Origin of the sequence: Actinomycetospora sp. CA-084318 (assembly GCF_050955885.1) — a bacterium.
Lineage (GTDB): Bacteria > Actinomycetota > Actinomycetes > Mycobacteriales > Pseudonocardiaceae > Actinomycetospora.
Map to the genome: position 1 here is coordinate 2766388 of NZ_CP192098.1, position 15365 is coordinate 2781752.

Here is a 15365-nt window from a genome sequence, read left to right on the forward strand (position 1 = left end):
GTGAGCCCGCCACCCGCCGGTGGTGCGGGGATTGCGACACACGGCGCGCAGTCCGTCAAACCGGACAGGGCACGATGGGCGCCGTGTCCGGGCGCGAGGAACGCTTCGTCGGCTACCGGCTCGCCCGGCTGCGGGTGCCAGATCTCGACGGCGCGCCGCTCGAGGTGCACCCCGCCCCGCCGGGCGAGCGCACCGGACGCTTCCCGTTCGACGCCCCGGTCCACGTCCTGACGGCGTACGACCCCGGCGCGGCCCGGCTGCCCGCCGCCGAGAACGCCCGCCGGCACCGGGCGCTGGTGTCGGAGCTCCCCGCGCACGTCCGGCGGTGGGCGTCCGAGACCGGCGCCGTCGACGGCTCGCACACCGAGCACGGCGTGCTCGTCGAGGGGCTCACCGACGATGAGGCGGTGGCCCTGGGCGCCCGGTACGGCCAGGACGCGGTGTTCCGGTGGAGCGCCGCGGCGTGGTCGGTCCTGCCCTGCGACGGGGGCCCGTCGAGCGACGCGGGCTGGCGGATCAGCGGGTGAGGTCGAGGACGTAGGCCGCGTCCGGGTCGACGTCGGCCTCACCCGGCAGCCTCGCGAGCTCCGCCGCGGCCCCGCCGACGGCGCGCACCCGGGCGACGGTCCACCCGAGGCGCCCCTCCGGGCAGGCCCGCGCGAGCCCGCCGTCGGGGACCCAGAGGAAGGGCTCGACGGTCAGCCAGCCCTCCACCTGCAGGTCCGCGTCGGCCGGCACCCGGTTCGCCGCGAGGAGCACGAGACACCACGGGCCGCAGCGGAGCACCGTCGTGCGCTCGACGGCCTCCGTCCGCCCGTCGGCGGTGGTGAGCCCCGGACGCCCACCGGACTGCTCGAGGCCCTCGGACCCGCCGGGTCCGGTCGCGGTGACGGCGAGCGCGAAGCCGGTGTGCACGAGGTCGCCGGGCGCCAGCCCGACGTACTCCCCGTCGGCCAGCATCCACGCCGGCACGACCGCCTCCACCCGCACGCCGTGCACCGTAGGCCCTGGCGGTGTCGGCACCCGGTCAGCCGACGCGGGGACGCGTGTCGGCGACCCCGACCGGCAGCAGCCCGATCACCAGCACGAGGTCCTCGTCCACCTGCCGGGGCACCGCGGTGAGCCGGCGCGGTGGCTCCGGACGCCACGACAGTCGCGAGGAGAGCCGGATCGCGGTCACCCGGTAGCGCTCCCGGCACAGCGCCACCTGCTCGCCGTGGTCCGTCCCCGGCGCCAGCTCCGGGTCGAGGTACAGCGCCCCGCCGACGGCGAGGCGGCCCGTCCGCGGCTCGGCCGTCGACCAGAACAGCGGGAACAGCCGTTCGCCCGCGTCGAGGACGCTGACCGGGGCCGAGTCGTCGGCGCTCGGCAGCGCCGTCAGCACGGTGCCCTGGGCGCGCACGAGGCCGAGCTCGTCGTGGCTCCACCCGTCGCGGCCCGTCCCGACGGGCAGCGTCTCGGCCACGAACAGGGCGGGTGCGGCGTCGATCAGGCGCCCGGGCACGAGCGCGGCCAGGTCGGGATCGTCGAGGAACGTCCCCGGCAGCTGAACGGCCAGCTCGTCGGTGCGGGCGTGTCGGACGGCGACGGGGCCGCCGCGCCGGTCGCCCGCGACGCGGACGGGTCGACGGCGGGGCCGTCTCATGCCGACGCTCCGGCAGGCGCCGCGCCGACCGGCCCGGCCGGCTCGACCGTGGCGACCAGGTCGACCACGGCGGCCCGGCCCTCCCGCCGCCAGGCCCGGATCGTCCAGGGCCGGACGTACGGCGCCGCGTCCAGGGCGACGTGGAGCACACCCGCGACCTCGAGGCGGGCGCCCGCCCGCACGTCGGCGCCGGCGTCGAGCGGCCAGCGTCGTCCAACGACCTCGAGGAAGCCGGGGGAGCAGAGTGGTTCGCGCGGCCGGCGGCCGAACGAGCCGCGGGCGTCGAGCCGGGCCCGGCCGTCGGTGCGCCACCGGTCGGCGCCGACGAAGGCCGCCCGCACCTCGTGGTCGGCGATGGCGAGGGCGAGCCGCACGGTCTCCCCGGGCCGCCGCGGGCGGAGCAGCGGCAGGGCGGCGGGCGGCACCAGGGCGGTGACCACCACGCCGTCCCAGCCGGGCAGGGGGAGGGGGAACGGGACGGGGGCGAGGACGGTCGTGCTCACGGGGCCTCCTGGGGATCACGGGTGCCGTCATCCCCTTGGAGTGCGCCGGGCGCCGATCGGTTCCCGGCATTTCCCGGTCCGCGGTCAGGCCCGCCGGACCGTTGCGCCGCGCAGGCGCAGCCCGCCCGGACCCCGGCTCGCGGGGCCGGTCACCACCACCTCCGCGCCGATCAGCCGGGCCGCCTCGACGAACGGGTCGCCGTCGACGTCGAGGCCGGCGAGCACGCTCTCGACCACCACGTCGGCGCCGGTCTCGTCGAGCACCCGCAGCATCCGTCGCCGCAGGTCGACGCGGTCCAGCCGGCCGCGCACGGTCGCGGCCGACCCGTACCGGCGCGGCGCGTCCTCCCGCGGCCAGACGTCCCGGGACAGGGCGCCCGGCGCGAAGCTGACCTCGCGGAACCGGGCCCCGCCGAACGTCGCGGTGCGCCCGACCCGCGCCAGGGCGTCGAGCAGGTCCACGCACGCCTCGCCGAGCAGCGGCGTCGTCCAGCCGGGCGGCACCTCGTTCCACAGACCCCGCACGAGCTCGAACACGGCGTCGGTGACCTCGTGCTCGAGGCCGTCGCCCAGCACGCCCTCCTCGCCGACCGCGCACCGCAGCACCGTCGCCGTGCCCTCCGCGGCGAGCCCGACGACCCGCACCCGGGCCGAGCGCTCGACCACCCCGGCGCTGCGGCCGGGCCGCGCCTGGTCCACGAGGTGACGCGCCACCCGCGTGGTGAGCAGCTGCAGCGCGGCCAGCAGCCCCCGCAGCCCCGCGGCGTCGAGCTCCCCGGGGTGGTCGGGCCCGCCGACCAGCCGCACCACGACGTCGTCGGCCATCAGGGCTCCCGGTGGGCGAGCACCGCCCGGCCACGTGGCGAGAGTTCGTAGCCGACGGGGAGCGAGTGGGTCAGACCGAGCGCCTTGAGCTTGCGGACGTCGGCCTTGAACGGCGCGGTCTCGCGGCCGGCTCCGGCGGCCAGGTCGGGGGCGCGCCGCCCGGGCTCCCGCGCGATCGCCCGGAGCGACGCCCACGTCCACGGGCCGTGGGCGCTGCGTCGGTCCATCGCGTCGAGCCGCGCCGCGATGGCCTCGCACTCCGGTCCCGACGGCGGGCTCCCCGCCAGTTCGGCGCGCGGGTCCGGCTCGTCGAGCAGGTGGAACCGGATGCGGAAGAGCGGTGTGCCGTCTGCCGCGTGGCGCCCGGCCTCGGCGAGCACCGCATCCGCCGTCGGGAAGCCCGCCCGGACCGCGTCCGCGTCGGTGACCGACCCCGGCTCGACCTCGTCGACCGCGTCGACGTGCAGCCGCCCGACCGGGGTGCGGTACGGGTGCCCGGCCCGGACCTGCGCGCGGCGCCACCGCCGGAAGGTGAGGTCGACCTCCCCGCGCGCGATCGGCTCCGCGAAGCGCCGGGCGAACAGCACGCCGCGCATTGTGGCGCACCCTAGGGTGGAGCGCGTGGGGCAGGACGAGCGACGCCCGGTGGCCCGGCCGGAGCGGGTCGTGTGGAACCGGCTCGCGCAGCGTCGGGGCGAGCTGTTCAGCCGGGAGCTCGACCCCGAGCGGCACGCGTACTGGTGGGCCCGCCGGCACGACGGCGGCCCCGGGCGGCTGAACCGCTGGGTCGACCGCCTCCGCGACACCACGCTGGAGAACGTCCCGTACGTCGACCCCACGGCCGCGGCGGACGGCGCGCGGGTGCTGCTGCTCCTGCACGAACCGGCCGCGGACGCCGAGGACGGCAGCGGGTTCGTCAGCCGCTACGCCAACGACGCGGTCTCGGCCAACCTCTACCGGGCCGCGGACCGAGCCGGGCTCGAGCACGAGGTGACCCTGCACTGGCACCTCGTCCCGTGGTGGATCGCCAACCCGAACCACCACCCACCCCGCCGCCTGGTCGACGAGGTGGTGCGCGCGAAGCCGCGCCTCGCGGAGTTCCTCGACCTGCTCGGCACGCCGCCGTCCGAGGTGGTCCTGCTCGGCGCCCCGGCGGCGAAGGCGTGGGACGTCCTGGTCCGGCGGGCGGGCCTGCCGTGGCAGCTCACCCGCGCGACCGTGTCCCGCGCGCCCCATCCGAACCCGCTGGTGCACGACCGGCTCGACCCGGTGACCGGCCGGCGCAACGGCGACCGGCTGGTGGAGGTGCTGCGACACGCCGCGCAGCGCGCCCGCGGTGAGGTCGTCCCGCCGCCACGGGCCGCCGGGGTCGGACGCCGGCCCTTCTAGCGTCGGATGACCAGCGCGGCGACCGCGTGGGCCACGCCCCAGCTGACGGTCACCCCGCCGCTCGCGTGTCCGTAGGCGTGCACCACCAGGCCCTCGGCGCGGTCCTCGGTCTCGACCCGCATGGTCGGGCGGCTCGGGAGCAGCCCGGTGTCCACGCGCAGGACCCGGGCGTCGACCAGGGCCGGCTCGACCTCGCGGCAGCGCCGCAGCACGTCGGAGGCCAGCTCCCGGTCGGGGCGGTCGTCGTCGCGCCCGCTCACGCGCACGCCGCCGAGGTGGACGCGGTCGGGGTGCGGGATGATCGAGACCCATCGCCGCTGGTCGGTGGTGTCCACGACGACCCGGTCCAACCCCGGGTTGTCCGTGACCACGTACTGCGAGAACACGGGTCGGACCGCCGGGTCGGGGGTCAGGTCCCGGGCTCCCAGGCCGGAGGCGTTCACGACGACGGGTGCGGTCGCCAGGGGCTCGGCGAGGCTCTCCACCCGGCGGCGGACGACCTGCCCGCCGGACGCGGTCAACCGGTCGAGCAACCACACCACGTAGCGCGGCATGTCGATGCGCGGCAGGCGGTAGCGCAGCCCGGCGGCGAACCCGACCGGCAGCTCGTCGGGACGGGCGTCCCGGAGATCGGGGGACAGCCGGGTGAGCGGCGGGAGGTGGCCCCCGCTGTCCAGGGGCGTCAGGGTGAGGCCCTCGGCCAGCGTGACCCCGGAGCCCGGCACGCGGCTCAGCTCGCAGAACTCCCGCAACGAGCGCTCCGCCCACGCCAGCGACGCGCTCAGCGGCGCCTGCGACATCGGCGTCCACACTCCCGCGGCGTGGGCCGAGACGGTGGTCGACGGGTCGTCGGCGCTCCACACCTCGGTGCGCAGCCCGGCGTCGGCGAGCACCGCCGCGGTGGTCAGACCGACGACGCCCGCTCCCACGACGACGACCTCGGGACGGGTCGTCGGGACGGTCGACACGGGACGGACCGTAGCGGCGGCGAGGACCGAGGCGGCCGGGAGTGCCTCGTGGTCACCCGAACGGACCGAGGCTGCGGTGACCGAGGTCCACCGCGAGTCGTCTTGCGAACGACCTGGCCGCGTCCCGCCGGTGTCGGAAAACGTCCTCGTACGTTGTCGATCACCACGTCGACGTCCCCGCACACGACGACGGCGCCCGGGCCGGGGCCACGGGCGCCGTCGGTCGGGCGTCGTCAGGACTTGAAGGCGTCCTTGATCTTCTCGCCGGCCTGCTTGATGCTGCTCTTGCTCTGGTCGGCCTTGCCCTCGGCCTCGAGGGACTCGTTGCCGACCGCGCTGCCGGCGGTCTCCTTGACCTTGCCCTTGAGCTCCTCGCCCTTGTTCTCGGCCTTGTCGGCGCCGCTCATGGCGTCCCCTTCCCGTCGGACGTCGGATCGGGAGCGATCCGCTCGGCCGCCGGGCTACCCGATCGCGATCACGGGGAACCGCTCTCCCCGGCCGGCGGGTCGGACGTGATCCGGAGCCAGCGCTCGTGCTCGGCGTCGACGAGGTCCGCGGGCAGCTCCCCGCCGTCGAAGAGCTCGGCGTCGTGCACGTCCCGCCCGGACCAGGTGCCGACCACCCGACCGGACCGCACGACGACCGGGGCGATCCAGCCCGCGGCGCGGCTCACGCGGCCGCGGTGCTCGGGCGGGAGCACGTCGGCGTCGCGCGTCCCCGGTCCGAGCACCCAGGTGTCGAAGGCGGGCAGGAACCGGAGGTGGTCCGGCGGCGGGGGAGCGTCCGCGACGAGCTCGTCGACGTCCTCCGTGCGGGTGTAGCGGGGCTCGCCGTCCGCGGTGACCACCGGCGTGATCGTCCCGGCCGCGACGAGATCGGCGAACCAGCGGCGCAGCGTCGCCCGACGTGTGCCGCCCCGCAGCAACCAGGCGTCGAACGTGTCCGGGCTCGCGGGGCCGTACACGTCGAGGTAGGCCGGGATCACGCGGGCGGCGGCCTCGTCGGGATCGGGGAGCGTCGACCACGGGGGCGCCGTGAAGGTGGGGCGCCGGCCGCGGGGCGGACCGTTGACGAGCAGTCCCTGCCAGGCGAGGGGCTTGAGGACCGTGCCCCAGCCCGACGCCAGCCGGTCGGCGAGCCCGTCGGACACGTGCGGGGCGAGCCCCGCCACCAGTTCGTCACGGGTGAGCGGTCCCTCGACGAGCAGGTCGCCGACCAGTTCAGCGAGGCGGGCGATCTCGTCGGCGGTGGCGAACTCCCGCTGCCACGAGCCCTTCTCCCACGTGCGGGCGGCGGCGAGCAGGGCCAGGAGATCGGGCGCCCGGGCGGTGTCGAGGACGTGCAGCGTGCCGCGCACGCTCCACGTGCGGACCAGGGAGCCGTCGGCGAGCCCGTCGCGCACCGCGGTCACCGCCGGCCCACGGACCGCGACGGCCTGGTCCGCGGCCGTCGTCACCTGGGCCTGGATCCCGAGCAGCCGCGCGGCGACCGCGACCGCGTCCGGCGCCGTCGCGTCGGCGAGGAAGTGTCGCCGGGCGCGTCGGGCCAGGACGCGGTGGGTGCGGACCTCGGTGCTCACGGCGGCGTCCTCACCGCTGGACGAATCCGGAGAGGCCCTCCGGCTCGCGGTCGGAGACGTCCACCCCCGTGACCTCCGCGCGCCGCGGACCCTCGTGCGCCCAGCGGACGAGGGCCTCGACCGCGTCGTCGTCGCCCTCCGCCACCATCTCCACCGTGCCGTCCGCACGGTTGCGGACCCACCCGGCCACGCCGAGCCGACCGGCCTCCTGCTCCGCGCTCGCACGGAAGAAGACACCCTGCACGGTGCCGTGGACGACGAGGTGACGCGCGCTCATGGCGTGCTTCGTACCCTGGCGGCCGCCGGGTGACGCGGCTTGCCGGTGCGTCGAACATGTGTTCGACTGTAGCGCATGACGGCGGTCTTCACCCCCTCCCTGTTCGACGTCCCCGGTCTCGCGTCGGGGCCGTCCGCCGACGTGTCGTGGTCCGGCGCGCACCGCACGCAGCTCGACGCGCGGTCGTGGGTGGACGTGGTGCCGGGCTGGTTGCCGGGTGCCGAGGAGTGGTTCGACCGGCTGGTCCGCGAGGTGCCCTGGCAGCAGCGGCGCCGCCGGATGTTCGAGCAGGAGATCGTCGAGCCGCGGCTCACGTGCGGGTGGGCGCTCGCGGACGCCCCGGAGCCCTCGGCGGAGCTCGGTCCGGTGCTCGCGGAGCACTACGGGGAGACGTTCGACCGGGTGTCCGCCAACTTCTACCGCGACGGGGCCGACTCGGTGGCCTGGCACGGCGACCGGGTGCGGTTCACCCACCCGGCGCCGGTCGTGGCGATCGTGTCGCTCGGGGCGCCGCGGCGGTTCGGGCTCCGCCCCGTGGGCGCGGGCGGGCGCACCCGCTGGCTCACGGTCTGCGGCGGGGACCTGCTCGTGATGGGCGGACGCTGCCAGCACGAGTGGCAGCACACCGTGCCGAAGGACCCCGGAGCCGGGCCCCGGATCAGCGTGACGTTCCGGCACTCCGACCCGGGGCCGGTGGCGGCCCGCACGGAGCGCGCCCGCGAGGTCCCGGCGTGGGCGCTGCGCTGAGCGTCGCCGTCACACGGGCAGGTCGGACTCGTCGCCCTCGGCGCGCGGGCCGTGGATCCGGCGGTCCGCCTCGTCGATCCGCAGATCGTTGATGCTCGCCTCCCGGCGGCGCATCAGGCCGTTCTCGGCGAACTCCCAGTTCTCGTTGCCGTAGCAGCGCCACCACTGCCCGTCGGCGTCCCGGCACTCGTACTGGAAGCGGACCGCGATCCGGTGGCCGGAGAACGCCCAGAGCGACTTGCGCAGCGCGTAGTCGAGCTCCCGCTCCCACTTCCCGGTCAGGAACGCCACGACCTCGTCCCGGCCCTGCACCCAGGTGTCGCGGTTCCGCCACACGGTGTCGGCCGTGTAGGCGAGCGACACCTTCTGCGGGTCGCGCGTGTTCCAGGCGTTCTCGGCCGCGCGGACCTTCTTCCCGGCGCTCTCGGCGTCGAACGGCGGGAACGGCGGGCGGGCCTCCTCGGAGCTGCTCATGGTGATCACCTCACCACGTCCGGAGGGCGCCGGGCGCGTCGTCGTCCGGGTCGTCCCGGAGCGGTCGGTAGCGTGCGCCGGGAACACCACCGAGCGACGGGGGACGGATGCGGGTTCTGGGCGTCGACCCCGGCCTCACGCGGTGCGGCCTCGGGGTGGTCGAGGGCGTGCGTGGCCGGGAGGTCCGCGCGATCGCCGTCGACGTGGTGCGCACCCCGCCCGACGACGAGGTGGCCGCCCGGCTGGGCGCGATCGCCGACGCGGTGGAGGGCTGGATCGACCGGCACCGCCCCGACGTCGTCGCCGTGGAGCGGGTGTTCAGCCAGCACAACGTGCGCTCGGTGATCGGCACCGCCCAGGCGGGCGGGGTGGTGGCGCTCGTCGCCGGCCGGGCCGGGCTGCCGGTCGCCTTCCACACGCCCTCGGAGGTGAAGGCCGCGGTCACCGGTTCGGGTCGCGCGGACAAGGCGCAGGTGACCGCCATGGTCACCCGCGTCCTCGCCCTCGACACCCCGCCGCGCCCGGCCGACGCCGCGGACGCCCTCGCCCTCGCGGTCTGCCACTGCTGGCGCGCGCCGATGGCTGCTCGGATGGCCGAGGCGCAGGCCCGGGCGGCCGAGCTCACCCGCGTGCACGCCGCGAAGCTCGCCGCCGCGACCCGGCGCGGCGCCCGCCGCTGACCTCCGTCACCCGACGGGGGCCCGGCGGGTCCTCCCGTGATCGTCGGACCCGCGCGGTAGCGTCCCGTGTCGAACAGGTGTTCGTGGTCGTCGGTGGGGCGGGGAGAGGTGGACGATGATCTCGTCGGTGCGCGGTGAGGTCCTCTCGGTGGGGCTGGACCACGCCGTGGTCGAGGTCGGCGGCGTCGGGATGGCGGTCCAGGCCACGCCCACCACGCTCGCCGGTCTGCGCCGCGGGCAGAGCGCCCGGCTCGAGACCGCCCTCGTCGTGCGGGAGGACTCGCTCACCCTCTTCGGGTTCGCCGACGCCGCCGAGCGGGAGCTGTTCGGCCTGCTGCAGACGGTCACCGGCGTCGGCCCCCGGCTCGCCCTCGCGACCCTCGCGGTGCTCGACCCGGCGGCCCTGTCGCGGGCGCTCGCCGACGGCAACCTGACCACGCTGATGAGCGTGCCCGGGATCGGGCGCAAGGGTGCCGAGCGGCTCGTGGTCGAGCTGCGCGACAAGGTCGCCCCGCCCGACCCGGTCGCCGACCCGCCCGCGGGCGCCGACGGCGACGGCATCGGGTCGGTCGTCGCGTCGGGCACGATGCGCGACCAGGTCGTCGAGGCCCTGGTCGGCCTCGGGTTCGCCGCCAAGCCCGCGGAGAAGGCCGTGGACGAGACCGTCGGGGCACTCGGCGAGTCCGCCGGCTCCTCCGCGGTGCTGCGCGCGGCCCTGCACCGGCTGGGTCCCAACCGGTGAGGGGCGAGCGGGGCGACGGGAGGACGGCATGAGCGGGGACGAGCTCTCGGCCGACCTGGAGCGGGCGCTGGCCGCCACCCGCGAGGTCGGCGAGTCCGACCTGGAGAACCGTCTGCGCCCGGCCCGGCTCACCGAGTTCATCGGCCAGCCCCGGGTGCGTGAGCAGCTCGACCTCGTCCTGCAGGGCGCTCTGCGCCGCGGCCGCCCGCCGGACCACGTCCTGCTCTCCGGCCCGCCCGGGCTGGGCAAGACGAGCCTCGCGATGATCATCGGCACCGAGCTCGGCAGCGGCGTCCGGATCACCAGCGGTCCCGCCCTCGAGCGCGCCGGCGACCTCGCGGCCATGCTGTCGAACCTGGTCGAGGGCGACGTCCTGTTCATCGACGAGATCCACCGGATGGCCCGGCCGGCCGAGGAGATGCTCTACCTCGCGATGGAGGACTTCCGCGTCGACATCGTCGTCGGGAAGGGCCCGGGAGCCACGTCCATCCCGCTGGACGTCGCCCCCTTCACCCTCGTCGGCGCGACGACCCGCGCCGGGTCGCTGACCGGACCGCTGCGCGACCGGTTCGGCTTCACCGGCCACATGGAGTTCTACGAGCCCTCGGACCTCGAGCTGGTGGTGCGCCGCAGCGCCCAGATCCTCGAGGTGGACCTGCAGCCCGACGGCGGGCGGGAGATCGCCCGGCGCTCCCGCGGCACGCCCCGCATCGCGAACCGGCTGCTCCGCCGTGTGCGGGACTACGCGGAGGTGCGGGCGGACGGTCGGGTGACCCGCGACGTCGCGCGTGCGGCACTGGCCGTCTACGACGTCGACGAGCTGGGCCTCGACCGGCTCGACCGCGCCGTGCTCGGGGCCCTGGTGCGCTCGTTCGGCGGCGGCCCGGTGGGGGTGTCCACCCTCGCCGTCGCGGTGGGGGAGGAGCCCGGCACCGTCGAGGAGGTCTGCGAGCCCTACCTGGTGCGCGCGGGCATGCTGGCGCGGACGCCCCGCGGGCGCGTCGCCACCCCGGCGGCGTGGCGACACCTGGGCGAGACACCCCCCGAACCGGACGTGCGGGACGAATCGGAGGAGCAGGGCCCGCCGACGCTCTTCGGTTGAGCTGGCAGACTCGGGGTCGACCGCACCGAGTACCCGCATTGGAGAGAGATGGACCTCCTCTTCCCGCTCCTGATCATCTTCATGATCGGCATGATCTTCTTCTCGAACCGTCAGCGGAAGAAGCAGCAGCAGCAGCAGGAGAACCTGCAGAACTCGATCTCGGTCGGCGACGTCGTGCTCATGACCTCCGGGATCAGCGGCACCGTGGTCGACACCGACGACGAGCGCACGATCGATCTCGAGATCGCGCCGGACGTCATCACCACGTGGCTGCGCGCCGCGGTGCGCGAGAAGCTGTCGAGCGACGCCGACGCCGCCCTGGTCGAGGACGCCGACGACGAGCCCGCTCTCGAGACGGCCACGCCCGCCGCGCCGGCCGCGTCGGTGCAGGCGCCCGCCACGGCCGCCGAGCCGAAGGACACCCGCTCCGACCAGGCGTTCGGCGATCCCACCGCCGACCCGAGCGGCAACGGCGTCCCCGCGGGGACGAAGGAGTCGCGCAACAACTGAGACCGTCCCTAGCGGACGCCGCCCGGTCGCACGTCACGGGCCGGGTGCGGTCGCTGTCGGAGGGTGGTCCTACCCTGCGGTGAGGTCCTTCGCGGGCCGCCGCGGCCCGGTGCCGCGGCGCCCGTGGGCCGGGCGTCGATGACCGACGCCGGGCCCGCCAGCGAGACCGACCCGAGGACCTGATCCCCGCCCGACCCAGGAGTTCGCAGCGTGGCCCCTCCCACCGTCCGGTTCCGGCCCGGGCGCTACCTGGCCTTCTTCGTGGCCATCGTGGCGATCCTGTACGGCCTGGTGTTCCTCACCGGCGACGGTCGGCCCACCCCGAAGCTCGGCATCGACCTGCAGGGCGGTACGCAGGTCACGCTCACCGCGCGCACCGAGACCGGGGTCGCGCCGACGCCCGACCAGCTCAACCTCGCGCGCCAGATCATCGAGCAGCGTGTGAACGGCCTGGGCGTGTCCGGCGCGGAGGTCGTCCAGAACGGCAACAACCTCGTCATCACGGTCCCCGGCACCTCCGGCGACCAGGCCCGCAGCCTCGGGCAGACCGCCCGGCTGTACTTCCGCCCCGTCACCAACGGGCCGGTCGCGGCGACGCCGCCGGCCGCGCAGCCCGGCCAGACCGGGCAGCAGGGCACGGGACAGCAGGGCACGGGACAGCAGGGCACGGGACAGCAGGGCACCGAACCACAGGGCGGGCAGACCGGTGGGGGCGGCGCGGCCACGCCCGGTCAGGCGCCCGCGGGGCAGGCCGTCCGGCTGCCCGCGCAGCAGCCGACGCCGCCGCCGTCCCCCTCGCCCGGGGGCGGGACCTCCCAGGACCCCCGGCTCGCGGCGGCGATCGCCCAGGCCAAGGAGACCCGGCAGAGCACCGACCCCGCCGTGCAGGCGCGGGCGCTGCAGGCCCTGAACTGTGCGGCGGACGACCCGCTGCGCGGCTACGACGACCCGACGCGGCCGCTCGTCGCCTGCGACCGCGACGGCACCGCGAAGTACGTCCTGGGCCCGTCGATCCTGTCCGGCACCGAGGTCGCCGGCGCCAACGCGTCGCCGAACCCGCAGGGCGCGGGCTACGTCATCGACGTGACCTTCAAGTCCGAGGGCGCGGGCATCTGGGCGCAGTACACGAGCGCCAACATCGGCCAGGCCGTCGCGTTCGTGCTCGACTCGGAGGTCGTCTCGGCGCCGGTCATCCAGGCGGCGCAGCCGGCCGGGACGTCGCAGGTCAGCGGCAACTTCAACCAGCAGTCCGCGCAGGACCTCGCGAACGTGCTGCGCTACGGCTCGCTCCCGCTGTCCTTCGACACCTCGGACGCGCAGACGATCTCCGCGACGCTCGGGCTCGCCTCGCTCGAGGCCGGGCTGATCGCCGGCGTCATCGGGCTGATCCTGGTGTTCGTCTACTCGCTGTTCTACTACCGCGCGCTGGGCGTGCTCACGATCCTGTCGCTGGTCCTGTCCGGGCTGATCGTCTACGCGGTCCTCGTGCTCCTCGGGCGCAGCATCGGGTTCACGCTCGACCTCGCGGGCGTCGCGGGGTTCATCGTGGCCATCGGCATCACGGCGGACTCGTTCGTCATCTTCTTCGAACGCATCAAGGACGAGATGCGCGAGGGCCGCAGCTTCCGGTCCGCCGTGCCCCGCGGCTGGACCCGCGCCCGGCGCACGATCCTCTCCGGCGACGCGGTCAGTTTCCTCGCCGCCGTCGTGCTCTACGTCCTCGCCGTCGGCCAGGTCCGCGGCTTCGCCTTCACGCTGGGCATGTCGACGATCCTCGACCTCATCGTGGTCTTCCTCGTCACCCACCCGCTGCTCGCGCTGGCCTCGAACTCGAAGCTGTTCGCGAGCCCGGCGTGGTCCGGCCTCGGCAAGGTCGCCAACCAGACCGGCCGCTCCGGCCCGCGACCCGGCGCCACACCCCGGGTCGGGGCCCGCGCCGCCGGCTCCCGCGGCGGCGGCAGCCGCTCGAACCGCTCCACCACGCGCAGCGGCTCCGGCCGCGGAGGTGCCCGATGACCCGCGCAGGCGGCCGCTCCGGCCGCGACGCCCGCGAACCCCGTGACGCCCGGGACGAGGAGTTCGAGGACGCCCTCCCCGAGGACGACGACCTCGAGGCCCGCGACGCCGACGACGTCGACGACGCCGACGACACCCCGGACGACGGGCCCGTGGACGCGCCGGCCGGGCGTCGGGTGCGGCGCAGCCGGCTCGACGCGCTCTACGAGGGCAACGGCGGGCTCGACATCGTCGGCCGCTCGAAGACCTGGTACGCGGTCTTCGGCGCCGTCGTCGTCGTCTGCCTGCTCTCCATGATCCTGCGCGGGTTCAACTTCTCGATCGACTTCGAGGGCGGCACCTCGGTGCAGTTCCCCGCCCGCGGGGCCACCGGGGTGGCCGAGGTCAGCCAGGTCCAGCAGGTGTTCGACCAGTCGGTCGGTCGCCCGGCCGAGACCGTGCAGACGGCCGGTGCCGGCGACAACGCGACGATCATCATCAAGTCCGACCGCCTCTCCCAGGCCGAGGTCGTCGCGCTGCGGCAGGCCCTGTTCGACCGGTTCCAGCCCCTCGACACGGCCGGGGCCCCCGACCAGAACGCGGTCAGCGACAGTGCCGTCAGCGCGAGCTGGGGCGGGGAGATCACGCGGCAGGCGCTGATCGCGCTCGTCGTGTTCCTCGTGCTCGTGTCGGTCTACCTGGCGTTCTACTTCGAGCGCCGGATGGCGTTCGCCGCGCTGGTGGCCCTCGCGAACGACATCATCGTGACGGCCGGCGTCTACTCGCTGGTGGGGTTCGAGGTCTCGCCCGCGACCGTCATCGGCCTGCTGACGATCCTCGGGTTCTCGCTGTACGACACGGTGGTCGTGTTCGACAAGGTCCGCGAGAACACGCGCGGCCTGCAGAGCCTCACCCGCCGTACCTACGCCGAGGCGGCGAACCTCGCGGTCAACCAGACCCTGATGCGGTCGCTGAACACCTCGCTCATCGCGGCCCTGCCCCTGATCGGGCTGTTCGTGGTGGGCGTCGTGCTCCTCGGGGTCGGCGTGCTCGGCGACCTCGCGCTCGTCCAGCTGGTCGGCACCATCATCGGGGCGGCGTCCTCGGTGCTCCTCGCGACGCCGATCGTCGTCGACCTCGCCATGCGCGACCGCGTCTGGAGCCAGCAGGCGCAGCGGGTGCAGGCGCGTCGGGAGAAGAACGCCCGGAAGGCCACGACCGGCGACGCCCCGCGGGGGGAGAACACCGACGTGATCGACACCCGGGCCGTCGCCGCCGCGGGTGCCGGCGCGGCGTCCCGCCCCGTCACCGACGGCCGGGCCTCGGCGCCGCGCCCCGGTGCCCGCCCGGCGGGCAAGTCGGGCCGGCCGAGCGGCAAGCGTCGCCGGTGAGCCCGGCGGACGACCGCGGGACCGTCGAGCAGCTGCTGCGGGCGGTCCCCGACTTCCCGGAGCCGGGCATCCGGTTCTGGGACCTCACCCCGGTGCTCGCCGACGCCGCCGGGCTCGCCGCGACCACCCGACTGCTCAGCGAGCCGGTCGCCGCGACGGGCGTCGACGTCGTCGTCGGGATCGAGGCGCGCGGGTTCCTGCTCGGCGCCGCGGTCGCGCAGGCGCTCGGCCTCGGGATCGTGCCGGTGCGCAAGCAGGGCAAGCTCCCGGCGGTCGCCGCGTCCCGGTCCTACGACCTGGAGTACGGCTCGGCCACGCTCGAGCTGCCCGCCGGGGTCCTCGCGTCCGGCACCCGGGCGCTGCTGGTCGACGACGTCCTCGCCACGGGCGGCACGGCCGCCGCGGCGAGCGAGCTCGTCGAGAGCTGCGGCGCCCAGGTCGTAGCCCTGTCGGTCGTGCTCGAACTCCCGGCCCTGTCCGGCCGCGCCCGTCTCGGCGACCGCCCGGTGCACGCCGTCCTCGACCGCTGAACCCCGTC

Annotated in this window: 20 protein-coding genes; 10 read left to right on the forward strand and 10 right to left on the reverse strand. The window is 75.7% G+C overall.

Going from position 1 to position 15365, the window contains the following annotated elements:
* Nucleotides 1–83: 83 nt before the first annotated feature.
* A complete protein-coding gene (locus tag ACQPYX_RS13400; RefSeq protein WP_433803405.1) occupies nucleotides 84–527 on the forward strand; it encodes a DUF3293 domain-containing protein in 444 nt (147 codons plus the stop codon).
* Here the strand turns inward: ACQPYX_RS13400 and ACQPYX_RS13405 are convergent.
* From ACQPYX_RS13405 to ACQPYX_RS13425, 5 genes are all read right to left on the reverse strand, one after another.
* Nucleotides 517–990, reverse strand: a complete 474-nt coding sequence (locus ACQPYX_RS13405; protein WP_433803406.1) for a hypothetical protein — start codon at nucleotides 988–990, stop codon at nucleotides 517–519. The two genes, ACQPYX_RS13400 and ACQPYX_RS13405, sit on opposite strands and share 11 nt — an antisense overlap.
* A 37-nt stretch (nucleotides 991–1027) precedes the next feature.
* The gene (locus ACQPYX_RS13410; protein WP_433803407.1) at nucleotides 1028–1645 is read right to left on the reverse strand and encodes a hypothetical protein; all 618 of its coding nucleotides are present in this window, start codon (nucleotides 1643–1645) and stop codon (nucleotides 1028–1030) included.
* Nucleotides 1642–2148 carry a hypothetical protein gene (locus tag ACQPYX_RS13415; protein WP_433803408.1) on the reverse strand — a complete coding sequence of 169 codons (507 nt, stop codon included), beginning with the start codon at nucleotides 2146–2148 and terminating at the stop codon, nucleotides 1642–1644. The genes ACQPYX_RS13410 and ACQPYX_RS13415 overlap by 4 nt, the downstream gene beginning before the upstream one ends.
* An 84-nt stretch (nucleotides 2149–2232) precedes the next feature.
* Nucleotides 2233–2973, reverse strand: a complete 741-nt coding sequence (locus ACQPYX_RS13420; RefSeq protein ID WP_433803409.1) for a hypothetical protein — start codon at nucleotides 2971–2973, stop codon at nucleotides 2233–2235.
* Nucleotides 2973–3569: a hypothetical protein gene (locus tag ACQPYX_RS13425; RefSeq protein ID WP_433803410.1), complete on the reverse strand. Its 597-nt coding sequence runs from the start codon at nucleotides 3567–3569 to the stop codon at nucleotides 2973–2975. The genes ACQPYX_RS13420 and ACQPYX_RS13425 overlap by 1 nt, the downstream gene beginning before the upstream one ends.
* A 25-nt stretch (nucleotides 3570–3594) precedes the next feature.
* On the opposite strand from ACQPYX_RS13425, the gene ACQPYX_RS13430 reads away from it, so the two are divergent.
* Nucleotides 3595–4362: a hypothetical protein gene (locus ACQPYX_RS13430; RefSeq protein WP_433803411.1), complete on the forward strand. Its 768-nt coding sequence runs from the start codon at nucleotides 3595–3597 to the stop codon at nucleotides 4360–4362.
* Here ACQPYX_RS13430 and ACQPYX_RS13435 read toward each other — a convergent pair.
* From ACQPYX_RS13435 to ACQPYX_RS13450, 4 genes are all read right to left on the reverse strand, one after another.
* Nucleotides 4359–5330: an FAD-dependent oxidoreductase gene (locus tag ACQPYX_RS13435; protein WP_433803412.1), complete on the reverse strand. Its 972-nt coding sequence runs from the start codon at nucleotides 5328–5330 to the stop codon at nucleotides 4359–4361. The genes ACQPYX_RS13430 and ACQPYX_RS13435 overlap by 4 nt on opposite strands.
* Nucleotides 5331–5563: 233 nt before the next feature.
* Nucleotides 5564–5737, reverse strand: a complete 174-nt coding sequence (locus ACQPYX_RS13440; RefSeq protein ID WP_179792893.1) for a CsbD family protein — start codon at nucleotides 5735–5737, stop codon at nucleotides 5564–5566.
* Nucleotides 5738–5805: 68 nt separating this feature from the next.
* The gene (locus tag ACQPYX_RS13445; protein ID WP_433803413.1) at nucleotides 5806–6909 is read right to left on the reverse strand and encodes a DNA glycosylase AlkZ-like family protein; all 1104 of its coding nucleotides are present in this window, start codon (nucleotides 6907–6909) and stop codon (nucleotides 5806–5808) included.
* A 10-nt stretch (nucleotides 6910–6919) separates the two neighbouring features.
* On the reverse strand, nucleotides 6920–7186 hold the full coding sequence (locus tag ACQPYX_RS13450; RefSeq protein ID WP_433803414.1) for an acylphosphatase: 267 nt from the start codon (nucleotides 7184–7186) through the stop codon (nucleotides 6920–6922).
* Between the two features lie 75 nt (nucleotides 7187–7261).
* On the opposite strand from ACQPYX_RS13450, the gene ACQPYX_RS13455 reads away from it, so the two are divergent.
* Nucleotides 7262–7933: an alpha-ketoglutarate-dependent dioxygenase AlkB gene (locus ACQPYX_RS13455; RefSeq protein ID WP_433803415.1), complete on the forward strand. Its 672-nt coding sequence runs from the start codon at nucleotides 7262–7264 to the stop codon at nucleotides 7931–7933.
* A gap of 9 nt (nucleotides 7934–7942) precedes the next feature.
* On the opposite strand, the gene ACQPYX_RS13460 is transcribed toward ACQPYX_RS13455, so the two are convergent.
* Entirely contained in the window at nucleotides 7943–8407 is a 465-nt protein-coding gene (locus ACQPYX_RS13460; protein WP_433803416.1) for a nuclear transport factor 2 family protein, read from the reverse strand.
* A 107-nt stretch (nucleotides 8408–8514) separates the two neighbouring features.
* Here ACQPYX_RS13460 and ruvC point away from each other — a divergent pair, with 107 nt between their 5' ends.
* From ruvC to ACQPYX_RS13495, 7 genes are all read left to right on the forward strand, one after another.
* Nucleotides 8515–9087: a crossover junction endodeoxyribonuclease RuvC gene (gene ruvC / locus ACQPYX_RS13465; protein WP_433803417.1), complete on the forward strand. Its 573-nt coding sequence runs from the start codon at nucleotides 8515–8517 to the stop codon at nucleotides 9085–9087.
* A 115-nt stretch (nucleotides 9088–9202) separates the two neighbouring features.
* Nucleotides 9203–9829, forward strand: coding sequence for a Holliday junction branch migration protein RuvA (ruvA, locus tag ACQPYX_RS13470; protein WP_433803418.1), 627 nt, complete (start codon nucleotides 9203–9205; stop codon nucleotides 9827–9829).
* A gap of 28 nt (nucleotides 9830–9857) precedes the next feature.
* Complete coding sequence (ruvB, locus tag ACQPYX_RS13475; protein ID WP_433803419.1) at nucleotides 9858–10931, forward strand: Holliday junction branch migration DNA helicase RuvB; 1074 nt, start codon at nucleotides 9858–9860, stop codon at nucleotides 10929–10931.
* 48 nt (nucleotides 10932–10979) lie between these two features.
* Nucleotides 10980–11441 carry a preprotein translocase subunit YajC gene (gene yajC / locus ACQPYX_RS13480; protein WP_433803420.1) on the forward strand — a complete coding sequence of 154 codons (462 nt, stop codon included), beginning with the start codon at nucleotides 10980–10982 and terminating at the stop codon, nucleotides 11439–11441.
* A 210-nt stretch (nucleotides 11442–11651) separates the two neighbouring features.
* On the forward strand, nucleotides 11652–13457 hold the full coding sequence (gene secD, locus ACQPYX_RS13485) for a protein translocase subunit SecD (RefSeq protein ID WP_433803421.1): 1806 nt from the start codon (nucleotides 11652–11654) through the stop codon (nucleotides 13455–13457).
* Nucleotides 13454–14827, forward strand: coding sequence for a protein translocase subunit SecF (secF, locus tag ACQPYX_RS13490; protein WP_433803422.1), 1374 nt, complete (start codon nucleotides 13454–13456; stop codon nucleotides 14825–14827). Before secD ends, secF begins: the two co-directional genes overlap by 4 nt.
* On the forward strand, nucleotides 14824–15357 hold the full coding sequence (locus ACQPYX_RS13495) for an adenine phosphoribosyltransferase (protein WP_433803423.1): 534 nt from the start codon (nucleotides 14824–14826) through the stop codon (nucleotides 15355–15357). The genes secF and ACQPYX_RS13495 overlap by 4 nt, the downstream gene beginning before the upstream one ends.
* Nucleotides 15358–15365: the final 8 nt, after the last annotated feature.